This is a genomic window from Pseudomonas emilianonis (assembly GCF_023072625.1).
Taxonomy (GTDB): domain Bacteria; phylum Pseudomonadota; class Gammaproteobacteria; order Pseudomonadales; family Pseudomonadaceae; genus Aquipseudomonas; species Aquipseudomonas paraveronii.
The window spans coordinates 1-12,951 of the sequence record NZ_JAKNRV010000137.1; the positions used below are offsets into that span (position 1 = coordinate 1).

General features: G+C 60.4%; 16 protein-coding genes and 1 pseudogene. 5 read left to right on the forward strand and 12 right to left on the reverse strand.

All coding sequences use genetic code 11. The features are described 5' to 3' along the window. The 9 genes from L9Z73_RS15250 to L9Z73_RS15290 form a co-directional block, all read right to left on the reverse strand. Positions 1 to 766: ATP-binding cassette domain-containing protein (locus L9Z73_RS15250; protein WP_247402372.1), on the reverse strand; the 766-nt coding region annotated here is incomplete at its 3' end. A gap of 243 nt (positions 767 to 1,009) precedes the next feature. Next, the gene (modC, locus tag L9Z73_RS15255; protein ID WP_247402375.1) at positions 1,010 to 2,089 is read right to left on the reverse strand and encodes a molybdenum ABC transporter ATP-binding protein; all 1,080 of its coding nucleotides are present in this window, start codon (positions 2,087 to 2,089) and stop codon (positions 1,010 to 1,012) included. 5 nt (positions 2,090 to 2,094) lie between these two features. Beyond that, positions 2,095 to 2,775 (reverse strand): molybdate ABC transporter permease subunit, encoded by a 681-nt coding sequence (modB, locus tag L9Z73_RS15260; protein ID WP_247402378.1) that lies wholly within the window; start codon positions 2,773 to 2,775, stop codon positions 2,095 to 2,097. Then, the gene (gene modA, locus L9Z73_RS15265; protein WP_247402381.1) at positions 2,776 to 3,543 is read right to left on the reverse strand and encodes a molybdate ABC transporter substrate-binding protein; all 768 of its coding nucleotides are present in this window, start codon (positions 3,541 to 3,543) and stop codon (positions 2,776 to 2,778) included. A 119-nt stretch (positions 3,544 to 3,662) separates the two neighbouring features. Then, complete coding sequence (locus L9Z73_RS15270; protein WP_247402383.1) at positions 3,663 to 4,721, reverse strand: NAD(P)H-dependent flavin oxidoreductase; 1,059 nt, start codon at positions 4,719 to 4,721, stop codon at positions 3,663 to 3,665. Between the two features lie 119 nt (positions 4,722 to 4,840). Next, a complete protein-coding gene (gene ada, locus L9Z73_RS15275; RefSeq protein WP_247402386.1) occupies positions 4,841 to 5,887 on the reverse strand; it encodes a bifunctional DNA-binding transcriptional regulator/O6-methylguanine-DNA methyltransferase Ada in 1,047 nt (348 codons plus the stop codon). A gap of 75 nt (positions 5,888 to 5,962) precedes the next feature. Then, on the reverse strand, positions 5,963 to 6,628 hold the full coding sequence (gene alkB, locus L9Z73_RS15280) for a DNA oxidative demethylase AlkB (RefSeq protein WP_247402389.1): 666 nt from the start codon (positions 6,626 to 6,628) through the stop codon (positions 5,963 to 5,965). A 4-nt stretch (positions 6,629 to 6,632) separates the two neighbouring features. Beyond that, the gene (locus L9Z73_RS15285) at positions 6,633 to 6,797 is read right to left on the reverse strand and encodes a hypothetical protein (protein ID WP_247402393.1); all 165 of its coding nucleotides are present in this window, start codon (positions 6,795 to 6,797) and stop codon (positions 6,633 to 6,635) included. 26 nt (positions 6,798 to 6,823) lie between these two features. Beyond that, positions 6,824 to 7,126, reverse strand: a complete 303-nt coding sequence (locus L9Z73_RS15290; protein WP_247402396.1) for a DUF1883 domain-containing protein — start codon at positions 7,124 to 7,126, stop codon at positions 6,824 to 6,826. Between the two features lie 213 nt (positions 7,127 to 7,339). On the opposite strand from L9Z73_RS15290, the gene L9Z73_RS15295 reads away from it, so the two are divergent. After that, entirely contained in the window at positions 7,340 to 7,690 is a 351-nt protein-coding gene (locus tag L9Z73_RS15295; protein ID WP_247402399.1) for a hypothetical protein, read from the forward strand. 202 nt (positions 7,691 to 7,892) lie between these two features. Further along, the gene (locus L9Z73_RS15300; protein ID WP_247402402.1) at positions 7,893 to 8,123 is read left to right on the forward strand and encodes a hypothetical protein; all 231 of its coding nucleotides are present in this window, start codon (positions 7,893 to 7,895) and stop codon (positions 8,121 to 8,123) included. Between the two features lie 11 nt (positions 8,124 to 8,134). Here the strand turns inward: L9Z73_RS15300 and L9Z73_RS15305 are convergent, their stop codons facing one another. Further along, positions 8,135 to 8,416 carry a YgdI/YgdR family lipoprotein gene (locus L9Z73_RS15305; RefSeq protein ID WP_247402404.1) on the reverse strand — a complete coding sequence of 94 codons (282 nt, stop codon included), beginning with the start codon at positions 8,414 to 8,416 and terminating at the stop codon, positions 8,135 to 8,137. A gap of 145 nt (positions 8,417 to 8,561) precedes the next feature. Continuing rightward, a complete protein-coding gene (locus tag L9Z73_RS15310) occupies positions 8,562 to 8,747 on the reverse strand; it encodes a hypothetical protein (protein WP_247402407.1) in 186 nt (61 codons plus the stop codon). A gap of 310 nt (positions 8,748 to 9,057) precedes the next feature. Here L9Z73_RS15310 and galU point away from each other — a divergent pair, with 310 nt between their 5' ends. Then, the gene (gene galU / locus L9Z73_RS15315) at positions 9,058 to 9,897 is read left to right on the forward strand and encodes a UTP--glucose-1-phosphate uridylyltransferase GalU (protein WP_003212579.1); all 840 of its coding nucleotides are present in this window, start codon (positions 9,058 to 9,060) and stop codon (positions 9,895 to 9,897) included. Positions 9,898 to 10,002: 105 nt separating this feature from the next. Next, positions 10,003 to 11,361, forward strand: coding sequence for a glutathione-disulfide reductase (gorA, locus tag L9Z73_RS15320; protein WP_247402410.1), 1,359 nt, complete (start codon positions 10,003 to 10,005; stop codon positions 11,359 to 11,361). On the opposite strand, the gene L9Z73_RS15325 is transcribed toward gorA, so the two are convergent. Further along, positions 11,362 to 12,369: a DNA-binding protein gene (locus tag L9Z73_RS15325; protein ID WP_247402412.1), complete on the reverse strand. Its 1,008-nt coding sequence runs from the start codon at positions 12,367 to 12,369 to the stop codon at positions 11,362 to 11,364. 134 nt (positions 12,370 to 12,503) lie between these two features. Between L9Z73_RS15325 and L9Z73_RS15330 the strand changes: the two are divergent. Next, positions 12,504 to 12,951, forward strand: a pseudogene (locus L9Z73_RS15330) (hypothetical protein); the annotation flags it as partial.

Sequence of the window (12,951 nt, forward strand, 5' to 3'; positions counted from 1 at the left end):
CGCGGCTGCGCTCCAGGCGGGCGTGCTCCCAGGCGGCGATGGCGGCGTGCTGCTGCGTATCGCGCTGTTGTCGATAGGTTTCGTAGTTGCCGCCATACGCCCGGGCGCCAAGGGGCGACAGTTCGATAATGCGCCCCATGGCGTTGAGCAGTTGCCGATCATGGCTGACCACCACCAGGCCGCCGCGCCAGTCACTCAGCACCTGCAGCAGCCAATCACGCCCGGCGCTGTCGAGGTGATTGGTCGGCTCATCGAGAATCAGCAACTGAGGACAGGCCAGCAACGCACCTATCAGCGCAACCCTGGCCAACTGACCCCCACTGAGGTGATGGGCAGAGGTGTGCGCATGAAGGGGTTGCAGCCCTGCCACATCCAGCGCGGTGCGCAAGCGCTCGGCCAGGTCCCAGCGATCGTCGATCAGTTCCAGGTCGTCGGCCCGGCCGGCGCCTTGCGCCATGCGCTCAAGTGCGGCCAATGCCTGGGCGATACCGGTGACGTGGGCGATGCTGTCGCCAGGCTCGATAACCAGGGTTTGCGGCACATACACAACGCTGGCAGAACCCTCGCGGCTGCCGGAAGTGGGCGCCAGCCTCCCGGCAATCAACCTGGCCAGAATACTTTTGCCGCGCCCATTGCGGCCGACAATGCCAGTGGGTGTGTGGTCAATGGACAGGTTCAGGTCGTCCAGCAGGGTTTCGCCATCGGCGAACTGGAAGGACAGGTGTTGCAGGGAAACCAATACGGGTAGCCGGTTGACGTCAGTCATCAGCACCTCCAAAAAAATGTCGAACAGGCCAACAAGCACGCCAGGCGGCTCGTTGCAGATACATTTTGGAAGGCTTAGCGGTTCACGTCGGCGGTCGTCCGGTAAATCAGGAGGGATGCAGAGGCTAACCCACCTTGGTTTTGTTCAGCAAGTCGGCGGGCGATGCAGAATCGGGCATGGCGCGCATTCCTTGGCAACAAATCGGGCCAGCGGGGTGCGCTCGTGCCAAAAGGTTTTTGTGGCTTACGCCAGCACCGCCACTGCCTTGATTTGTGCCCATAGCGTCTGGCCGGGGTGCAGTTGCAATTGGTCACGGGAGAAGCGGGTGATCCGTGCCAGCAGCGGCGTGCCGCCCGCATCGAGGCGCACCAACACGTGGGCGTTGTTGTCCGCCGCAATCTCCTGGATGACCGTCACCGGCAGGCGATTGAGGATGCTGCTATGTTCTTCCGCCTGCAAATTGAGGCTCACATCGCGCGCCTGCACCTTGATCCGCAAGGCTTTGCCCAAGGCCAGCGGCGCATGGGCGACACGCATGTGCAAGGCGCTGCCGGGCAGTTGCAGGCTGAGCAACTGATAGTGCGCGTCGTAAGCGCTCACCTTGCCACTGATGACCACGCCCGCGTCGTCGCCCAACGCCAAGGGCAAATCCAGCCGCGCCAGGGTTTCAGCGATGGGGCCACTGGCCAGGGCCTTGCCCTCACTGAGCAACACGATGTGATCGGCCAGGCGCGCCACCTCGTCCTGGGCATGGCTGACGTAGAGCACCGGAATGTCCAGTTCGTCGTGCAGGCGTTCCAGGTACGGCAGGATTTCGCTCTTGCGTTTACTGTCGAGGGCGGCCAGCGGTTCGTCCATCAACAACAGGCGCGGGCTGGTCAGTAACGCGCGGGCGATGCCGATGCGCTGGCGCTCGCCGCCGGACAAGTGCTGCGGATGCCGCTCAAGCAGGTGACCGATACCCAGCAGTTCGGTGGCCTGGGCCATGTCGACGCGACGTTGCGCACGCGGGATGCGCTTGAGGCCGAATTCCAGATTGGCCCGCACCGACAGATGGGGGAACAGGCTCGCCTCCTGGAACACATAGCCCAGCGCACGTTTATGCGGCGGCACGAACAGCCCGCTGCGGCTGTCTTGCCAGACTTCATCGTTGACCTGGACAAACCCGTCCGCGGCACGTTCCAGCCCGGCAATGCAGCGCAGGCAGGTGGTCTTGCCGGAGCCGGAATGCCCATACAGCGCGGTGACGCCACGCCCGGGCAGATGCAGGTCCACCTCCAGGGCAAAGGCGGAATACTTAAGGTGCAGGCGTACATCAATCATCGACATCAGCTCCAGCCCATCTTGGTGTTACGGCTGGAATAGAGCGCCAGCAACACGAGAAACGCGAACACCACCATGGCGCCGGCCAACCAGTGCGCCTGGGCATACTCCATCGCTTCGACATGGTCGTAGATCTGCACCGAGACGACCCGGGTCTTGTCCGGGATATTGCCGCCGATCATCAGCACCACGCCGAACTCGCCGACGGTATGCGCAAAACCGAGAATCGACGCGGTGATAAACCCCGGGCGGGCCAGGGGCAGGATCACGCTGAAGAACGTGTCCCAGGGATTGGCGCGCAAGGTCGCGGCCACTTCCAGCGGGCGTGTACCGATGGCGGAGAAGGCGTTTTGCAACGGCTGCACCACGAACGGCATGGAATAGATCACTGAGCCGATCACCAGCCCGGCGAAACTGAAGGTCAGGGTGCCCAGGCCCAGCCATTGGGTGAACTGGCCGAAGTAACCATGGGGCCCCATCGTCAGCAGCAGGTAGAAGCCGATGACCGTGGGCGGCAGCACCAACGGCAGGGCGACCACCGCGCCGATAGGCCCGCGCCACCATGAGCGGGTGCGCGACAGCCACAGGGCAATTGGCGTGCCGATGACCAGCAGGATCACCGTGGTCAGTGACGCCAGTTTGATGGTCAACCAGATCGCGGAAAAATCGGCACTCGATAGCGGCATTTAGAGCTCGTAACCGTAGGACTTGATAACGGCAGCGGCTTTCGGCCCTTTCAGGTACTCGACCAGCGCCTTGGCAGCGGCGCTGTCTTTGCCCTTGTTGAGGATCACCGCGTCCTGTTTGATCGGGTCATGCATGGCGGCCGGGACGACCCATGCCGAACCGCTGGTGACTTTGCCGTCTTTGTAGATCTGCGACAAGGCCACAAACCCCAGCTCGGCATTGCCGGTGGACACAAACTGATAGGCCTGGGTGATGTTCTGGCCCTCGACGAGCTTGTCCTTGACCTTGTCGGTCAGACCTTCCTTGGCCAGCACCTGGGTGGCGGCCAGCCCGTAGGGCGCGGCTTTCGGGTTGGCGATGGACAGGTGTTTGAACGCGTTCTGCTTCAGCACATCGCCCTTGGCATCGACATAACCTTCCTTGGCCGACCACAGCGCCAGGGTGCCGACCGCGTAGGTAAAGCGCGACCCCTTGACGGTATCGCCTTCGGTCTCGAGTTTTTGCGGGGTGGTGTCGTCGGCGCTGAGGAACACGTCGAACGGCGCGCCGTTCTTGATCTGGGTGTAGAACTGCCCGGTGGCGCCGTAGGCGGCGACCAGCGTGTGCCCGGTGTCCTTCTGGAAATCGGCGGCAATCGCCTGGATCGGTGCGGTGAAGTTGGCCGCGACGGCCACCTGGACTTCATCGGCGTGGGCCGGACCCAAAGCGCAGGCAGCAATCAGGCTGGCCAGGGCGGTAGGGGCCAGGCGTGAGGCGCGAATCGTCATGAAGCAGCTCCTTAGGAAATGTACGGCTTGTTATAGGTAGAAGGCTCAACCGCTATGTAGGGGAATATATAGCGGTTGGCCATTGCCGGTACAGTGCAAAGTTGCCACAGCGGTTGGGTCTATTTGAGCTTCGCCAGCGTTTGTTTGACCAGTTCGCGGGTCAGCTCATAGGTGCCTATCTCTTTACCCAGGCGCAACGCCTGGCCCGCCCATAAGTTGCTGAAGCCCGCTTCATCCTTGGCCTTGAGTGGCAATAAGGCACCGCCTGCCCTCGGAAATGCCGGGGCCAATGGGTTGATCGCGCCCAACTCACGCATCACCCGGTTGACGATGCCCCGCGCCGGCCGGCCGGTGAACAGGTTGGTCAGCGCCGTTTCACTGGCCTGGGCATGGCGCAATGCATGGTGGTGCGAAGGGCTGACCGTGGCTTCGGGGGTGAACAGGTACGCCGTACCCATCTGCACGGCAGAGGCACCCAAAGCGAAGGCGGCGGCGATCCCGCGCGCGTCAGCGATGCCGCCGGCGGCGATCACTGGCACGCTGACAGCGTCGACGATCTGCGGCACCAGCGCCATCAAGCCGATCTGGCTATTGAGGTCGTCGCTGAGAAACATGCCACGGTGGCCGCCGGCTTCAAGGCCCATGGCGATGATCGCGTCGCAGCCATGCTGTTCCAGCCAAATCGCCTCTTCGACGGTCGTGGCCGATGACAGCACCTTGGCGCCGGTCGCTTTGACGCGGTCGAGCAGGGACTTTTCCGGCAAACCAAAATGGAAACTGACCACCTCAGGGCGAAATGCTTCAACGACTTGGCAGGCGTCTTCGTTGAACGGCGCACGGTTGGTTACCGGCGTCGGCGCATCAAAGTCGGCGCCCAGTTCGCGGTAGTAGGGTTGTAGCAGGTCCTTCCAGCGCCGATCACGCGCTTCGTCCGCCTCGGGCGGTTGGTGGCAGAAGAAATTCACATTGATTGGCCGCGTGCTGGCCTGGCGGACAGTGGCCAAAGCGTCACGCAATTGCTCGATACTCAGCGCCGCTGCCGGCATCGAACCCAGCGCGCCGGCCTCGTTGGCGGCGATGACCATTTGCGCAGTGGTCGCACCGGCCATGGGCGCCTGGATGATCGGCACATCGATGCCCAACAGGTCGAGAATGCGCGTGTCTGGCCAGGTGCTCATGGGATGCGTCTCCAGCGTTAGTAAGAATTTTCGCTGTTTTAGCAGGGCCCTTGGCGCCCTGCCAGTCTGTTTTATTCACTGGACGCAGCCTGCGTTTCGTGCAGTGGTGGCCGGTTGTTTTAGACGTCGCGCTCGCGCTCCAGTAACAGGCGCTTGCGTTCCACGCCCCATCGGTAGCCCGACAAGTCGCCGTTACTGCGCACTACCCGGTGGCACGGAATGGCGACTGCCAGGCGGTTAGCGCCACAGGCCTGGGCCACGGCACGAAAGGATGTGGGCGCGCCAATCCGTTCGGCGATCTGCGCATAGCTGGCGGTGCTGCCCACCGGGATGTCGCGCAAGGCCTGCCACACCCGTTCCTGAAAGGCCGTGCCGCGCAGATCCAGCGGTAAGTCCAGGCCCAGGGCGGGGGCTTCTATAAACCCCACCACCTGAGCGACCAACTGCTCGAAAGCCGGGTCGGCGCCGAGCAGTTCGGCCTTGGGGAATTGGTCCTGCAGGTCACGCACCAGCGCGTCCGGCTCGTCGCCCAGGAGGATCGCGCACACGCCGCGATGACTTTGCGCCACCAGAATCGCGCCGAGGGAACACTGGCCGACGGCAAAATGGATGTGAGTATTCGTGCCGCCGGCTTTGTAATCGCTTGGCTTCATGCCAAGCAGTTGATCCGCCGATTCATAGAAGCGGCTGTTGGAATTGAAGCCTGCGTCATACAGCACGTCGGTCACCGTGTTGCGCCCCTTGAGCCCCTCGCGCACTTTGCGTGAGCGCTGGGCGCTGGCATAACCCTTGGGGGTGATACCGGTGACTGACTTGAACACCCGATGGAAATGGAACGGACTCAACCCAGCCTGCAGGGCCAGTTGGTCGAGGCTGGGCGGGGTTTCGGCGTGTTCGATCTGCCGACAGGCGTTGGCTACAAGCTCGGCGTATCGCGCCGCGCGCTGCGTCTGGTCGCCGGTCGCGCGTTTGCTTGGGCGATAGCCTGCCGTCTCGGCCTCCTGGGGCGTTTCAAAGAACTCGACGTTTTCCGGTCGCGGCAAGCGCGAGGCGCTGCTGGGACGGCAATACACGCCGGTGGTTTTCACCCCATAGACAAACAGCGCATCCGCCTGGGGATCGCGGGCGAGGATTGCCGCCCAACGGGGGTCATGTTCGTTATTCATTGCCTGTTCTCATGACGGGTCACGGACAGATTAGTCATGTCGCAGTGGCCTGGCACTCTGAAGCTTGCGGTCAAATCAGCCGGCGGTACGAAAGGTCAGGTTGATGCGTTGCGCGCCCATGACCGGATGCGCACCGTCCTTGACCGGCATGACGCCATGAAAACGCAGGCGATCGACCCCGCCCCACACCACCACATCGCCATGGAACAACGAGATTTTTTGGGGCTTGTCACTGCGTGCATGGCCGCCGAACAGGAAGACCGCTGGCAGCCCCAGCGACACGGAAACCACCGGCGCGGTGTAGCAGCGTTCGTTCTTGTCCTGGTGTAACGACATCTTGGCCCCCGGCACATAACGGTTGATCAGGCAGGCGTCGGGCACAAAATCGCTGAACCCGGCGTCGGCCGCTGCGTGTGCCGCCAGTTGGCGCAAGGTCTCGGGCATGGCTGGCCAGGGTTGACCACTGCGCGGGTCAAGCGCGCTGTAGCGGTAGCCGCTGGGATCGGTGGTCCACCCCAGCTCACCGCAACTGCTCAGGGCAGCCGACATGGTGAAACCACCGGGCGTGACCATTTGCCGAAACGGCGACTGAGCCAGCACGCGCCGCAACGCTGGCAGAAGATGCTCAATGTAGGGCAGGGCATAGCCCCTCAGAACGTGGGACTGTTCGCCAATCTGCTCACGCCCTGCGGGTTGTTGCAGGGCGTCTTCGGCAAACAGGTCGGCGGTCGGGCCGGGCATGGGCTTACAGCGCCTTGCTCACGTTGATGTCAGTGATTTCATCGCTGGTGTCGTGAATCTTCGCCAGGACTTGCTTGGCTTCTTCGACGCTGTTGCTTTGCAGTTGCGCAAACTCAAAGCGGCGTTCGCCGTTGAGCTTGTACTTGATGACGTATTTGGTCGTGGTCACAGCTTTTTTCCTGTCGAGTGTTCGGCTCAGCTCAATTTGCTGTTGGTGCGACGAACGATGCGGATCTTGTGGGACAGCGCAGGTGTGCGGGTGACGCTGATGGCGCGGCGTGTCACAACGTCCAGGGTGATGTTCCAGAAACCGGTGCTGGGCGCGGTGATTTTCGCGGGGAACTTGTCGAATGCGCCGCCGTGGTAGGTGTGACGACCGCCATTCTTGAAGCTGCGAAAATTCGCATCGCTCATCAGACGAATATTACAAGTCTGCGAGCATTCAATGACAACAATGTCTCCCTCGTTGAGGTGCTCACGCTGGTGGATGAATTTCATGGGGGGTGTCTCCAGAAGGGCTTTTTCTGAAAAATCAGAACGATACGTAGGTTAAGATAGAGTTTATCAGCCCCAGCGCGTTTATTATCGGGCCGTCGTCGACGACGTCGACAATTTAAAACAGTTATTTGCCGAGTTATCAGAGATAAATCCTACGTGGGCGGGAGAAAATTACCATCCCCGCTGTCGTAGGGTCTTTATCGGAGGTTTTATATGAAGTGGAGTGTGTTGGTTCTGGCCTTGGCGATAGGTGGGTGTGCTTCGGTTGCAGATATCAAGCAGACCCCCCCGACCCTAGCGGTCATTTCAGGGAAAAAACCGCAGGAATATGCCGCCTGTGTGGTGCGTAAATTGTCGACTACCCGCCGGCCGCCGCAGATTGAGCCTCATAAAGACGGCGTGCAGGTGATTGTGCCGCAGAAATTCTCCACTGACCCGTCGGCTATTTTCGAGATTGAGGAACGCTCCAGTGGCAGCAGCATAAAGCTCTACGAGAGCATGTCCAATGTGCCGATCCGTCCTGGCGATGTGAAGAAGGCCGGGGAAGACTGCATTTCCGGCTGAGGCCGTGGGTTTTACACGGCACGTTTGAATCCTGTCCCGTCCTGAATAAATTCACGCCAATGACGGGGTCAATCTCTACGGTCAAATGGTCGGCGGTGTGCTCCTCGGGCTGGGTATCCGTTAAACTATCGGCCATGCACTACAAAAAATGCCGCTCAAGCCCTGGGTTTGCGCGGCATTTGTCTTTTCCTGGAACTCCGTAATGAAACGTGAACACGTCAAAGCCCGTCATGTCGAAGGTCAGATCTCGGCCACCCATATCATCCAGAATCCCGCTGATCTGGGAGAGTGGATCGTATTCTTCAAAAAAAGCGGCGGTCGCAGCTTTTTCCTGGTGGATGATCAGGATGAAGTGGAGTCGTTCCAGCGTCTGGATGACCTGATCGAGACGATTCGCAGTCTGGGTATCAAGTCTGCCGAAATTCACATGTAAGGCAGCGGCGCCTACTTGCAGACCACCACCACGCTGCGGCTCTTGAAGTTGCCCACGTCTTTGCCCAGGGTCTTGTCATCTTCGCTCAGGGCGGGCGTGCCCTCGGTGCCGACGATGCGATAACCGGTGCCGGCGCAGGACGCATCGGCCTTTTCATAGCAACCGGCCCAGGAGTTGGCTTCACCCGAGCAGTCGATCGTCAGGCCCTGTTCACCGTTTTTCAGATAAACGTCAGAGGTGGTGGTGCAGCCGGTGAGCGCCAGTACCGCGGTGAGTGCCAGAATTTTGTTCATGTGGGGTCGTCGTCGAGGATGTTGGAGGGGCGCGCGGACACTGTCGTGGGGCGTTTGCAGAAGATTATAGCGAACGGCCATGTAGGTACATGACCAACACAAAAAAGCCCCGATCACCGGGGCTTTGTGCGTAGGGCTTGCAGGCTTACTTGCCCTTCGGCCGCTTGCTCGACGCGTGACCCGCTTCATCGACAAACACTTCGGCTACCGCAACAGCTTCGCGTTCGGTCGCGAACGAGCCGGCAACGCTGTCCCCGTGGAAGTTGATCAAGTGCCAACCGTCCGCACGCTGCGTGATCAGGTAGCCGTTTACGCCTTTGGGTTCTGACATCTATTAACAATCTCGTGGTCTGGTTCAAGGGCGTAATGATAGCGCCAATTGTCGCGTCCCCGCCCAAGTTATTCCAGGTCAATGTTTGAGGCGTCAAAGCGTGTTAAAAGGGTTGCAGCCCATTTTAAACCAGAGGGCAACGCTATTTTTGTCGTGCCGTTTGTGCAGCTCTTCGTAGGATTAGCGGAACTTACGCCGACATTTTTTCTCTATGTTGACATCGCAACGCCAGCAGGACCCATTGTAAGGTGCCTGCGGCCTGATTAGACTGCGCCGAATTCCGTACGCACAGCCCTTTGTAAGGACTCATATGATCAAGAAATGCTTGTTCCCAGCAGCCGGTTACGGCACTCGCTTCTTGCCAGCGACCAAGGCCATGCCCAAAGAGATGCTGCCGGTGGTGAACAAGCCACTGATTCAGTACGGCGTCGAAGAGGCACTGGATGCTGGCTTGAATGAAATCTCTATCGTCACTGGCCGCGGTAAACGCGCCCTGGAAGACCACTTCGACATCAGCTACGAGCTGGAAAACCAGATCAAAGGCACTGACAAGGAAAAATACCTGGTCGGCATCCGCAAGCTGCTCGACGAGTGCTCGTTCTCCTACACCCGTCAAACCCAGATGAAAGGCCTCGGCCACGCCATCCTGACCGGCCGCCCGCTGATCGGTGACGAACCGTTCGCCGTGGTACTGGCGGATGACCTGTGTGTGAACCTGGAAGGCGACGGCGTGCTGACCCAGATGGTCAAGCTGTACCAGAAGTACCGTTGCACCATCGTCGCGGTTCAAGAGGTTGATCCTCAAGAAACCAACAAGTACGGCGTTATCGCCGGCGACGATATCGGCGATGGCCTGATCCGCGTGCGTGACATGGTCGAGAAGCCAGCGCCTGAAGATGCCCCGTCGAACCTGGCGATCATCGGTCGTTACATCCTGACCCCGGACATCTTCAAGCTGATCGAAGAAACCGAGCCGGGCAAGGGGGGCGAGATCCAGATTACCGACGCCCTGTTGAAGCAGGCCAAAGACGGTTGCGTGATCGCCTACAAGTTCAAAGGTCGTCGTTTTGACTGCGGTGGCGCCGAAGGCTACATCGAAGCGACCAACTTCTGCTACGAGCACTTCTACAAGACCGGCAAGGCTTACTGATTCAAGTTTGCCCGCCTGTTGTGAGAGAAAGCCACCTTCGGGTGGCTTTTTCGTTTTTCAGCCCCAACTAAGTCGGTATGCTGATTGCCTGCCGAGGAGAGTGAAATGGCCTACGATTTTGACCTGTATGTGATTGGCGCCGGTTCCGGCGGTGTTCGTGCCGCGCGCTTTGCTGCCGGCTTTGGCGCCAAGGTGGCCGTGGCGGAAAGCCGCTATCTGGGCGGCACGTGCGTGAACGTCGGCTGCGTGCCTAAGAAGCTGCTGGTCTACGGCGCGCATTTTGCCGAAGACTTCGAGCAGGCCAGCGGTTTTGGCTGGTCCCTGGGTGAAGCGAACTTTGACTGGGCGACCCTGATCGCCAACAAGGACCGCGAGATCAATCGTCTCAACGGCATCTATCGCAACCTGCTGGTCAACAGTGGCGTGACCCTGCATGAAGGGCATGCGCGACTGGTCGATCCGCATCAGGTGGAAATCAATGGCGAGCGCTTCACGGCCAAGCACATCCTGATCGCGACCGGCGGCTGGCCGCAGATTCCGCAGATTCCGGGGCATGAGCACGCGATTGGTTCCAATGAAGCGTTCTTCCTCAAGGCATTGCCCAAGCGCGTGCTGGTGGTGGGCGGTGGCTATATCGCTGTTGAATTCGCTGGAATTTTCCATGGCTTGGGTGCGCAGACGTCTTTACTGTATCGCGGCGACCTGTTCCTGCGCGGTTTTGACGGTGCGGTGCGCAAGCACCTGCAGGAAGAATTGACCAAGCGCGGCCTGGATCTGCAGTTCAATGCCGATATCGAGCGTATCGACAAGCAAGCCGATGGCAGTCTCAAGGCCACCCTCAAAGACGGGCGCGTGCTGGACACGGACTGTGTGTTCTACGCCACCGGCCGCCGGCCGATGCTGGATAACCTGGGCCTGGAAAACACCGGGGTCAAACTCGATAAACGCGGTTTTGTCGAGGTGGATGACCTGTATCAGACCGCCGAATCGTCGATCCTGGCGATTGGCGATGTGATCGGTCGCGTGCAACTGACCCCGGTGGCCCTGGCCGAAGGCATGGCCGTGGCGCGCCGCCTGTTCAAGCCGGAACAGTATCGCCCGGTGGACTACGCGATGATCCCGACGGCGGTGTTCAGCCTGCCGAACATCGGCACGGTGGGTCTGAGCGAGGAGGACGCGAAGAGCAAAGGCCATAAGGTGACGGTGTTCGAAAGCCGTTTCCGGCCAATGAAGCTGACATTGACCGACTGCCAGGAGAAAACCCTGATGAAACTGGTGGTCGACGCCGACACCGACAGAGTGCTGGGTTGCCATATGGTCGGCCCGGACGCCGGGGAAATCGTGCAGGGCCTGGCGATCGCGCTCAAGGCGGGCGCGACCAAGCAGCATTTTGATGAAACCATTGGCGTACACCCGACGGCGGCGGAAGAGTTCGTCACCATGCGCACGCCCGTGGCCGACTGATCAGGCGCTGGGCGTTGCCTCGGCGGTTGCTGCAACGGCGGCCGTCAGACGCAACGCCTCGATGCTGGCCCGGGCCTTGATCAGGTCCAGTTCCAGTGCCTTGTTGGCCTGCTGAAATTCGCTCAGCGCGGCCTGGCGTGACTGGCTGTCCTGCGCCGCGACCCGCAGGCGCTCCTGGAGCAGGGTGCGTTCGCTGTCAATCTGCTTCAATTGTTCGCTCAGTTTGAGTTGCTGCGCCTGGTCTTTGCGCACTTGCTCCTGCAGTGCCGCCAGCTCCTTCACGGTTACTCGATGCTCGATCAACAAGCGCTCGTTGTCGCGGTGCAACTGGGTGATCTCGTCCTGGCGCACCATTGCGCTCTGCTGGGCCTGGCGTAGTTCCGCCTGGACCTGCTGCACCTGGCCTTCGTGGCGTCGCTGTTCCTGTTCGCGCTGCTCTTTGATTGCGTTGCGGTAATGCTCCAGGGCATCCCGAGCGTGCAGGTGCTTGTCTTCCAGCGAGCGAATCTGTTCGTCCTTGTCGCTGATGCGTAACTCGTAGTCACTGCACGCCTGGCTCAGCCCGGCGTTACGGGTTTGCTCGGTCTGCAGGCTGGTGCTGGCGGTTTGCAGGGCCGCGCTTTCGTCGGCTAGGGCCGCGGTCTGGATATCGAATTGCTGCTGCAGTTGCTTATGGGCTGTTTGCAGCGTTTCGAGTTGGCCGAGCAGGGCGGTTTTCTGTTGCTCAAATTTCGCCACCGCGAGGTCAATGGGCTCCTGGGCTTTCTCTTTCAGGCGTTGGGCAAGCCGCGCCACCAGTTCGCCCAGTTCGTCGTCGATGGGCGCTTCGGTGATGGTCTGCCGCGTTTCACTCTCGTCCAGTTCCTTCAAGTAGCGATGAATCGTGGTTTTCGAGCCGGTATTACCCATTTCGATGCGTACCGCATCGATGCTGGGGTTTTCGCCACGGGCGAGAATCGCCAGGCGTGCCGTTTGAACGACTGCTTTGTTTATGCCGCCACGAGCCATGGGGTCTCCGTCGATTTAGTACTGTGGTACATAGTATGTATATACATACTATAGCATCAATAATTGTCGGTTAAAATTCATGATTTAACAGATGGGATATTGGCGTATTATCCCGTGTCATCGCGGTTTTAGCCGTGAGCACGCCCTCTCAGCAGTACGAAAAGGCCTTCATGAGCGATCTGGATCGTTACCTCAACGCCGCTACCCGCGATAACACGCGCCGCAGTTATCGAGCAGCCATCGAGCACTTCGAGGTGAGCTGGGGCGGATTCCTGCCCGCCACCAGCGACAGCGTGGCGCGTTACCTCGTGGCGCATGCCGGGGTGTTGGCGGTGAATACCTTGAAGCTGCGGCTTTCAGCGTTGGCGCAGTGGCATACGAGCCAGGGCTTTCCCGATCCGACCAAGGCGCCAGTCGTGCGCAAGGTGCTCAAGGGGATTCGCGCCGTGCACCCTGCGCGCGAGAAGCAGGCAGAGCCGTTGCAGCTCAAGCACCTGGAGCAGGTGGTGGCATGCCTGGAAGGACAGGCGCGAGCGGCGAGCGAAGCCCGGGCCCCCGCCGGACTGCTGCGCGCCAAACGTG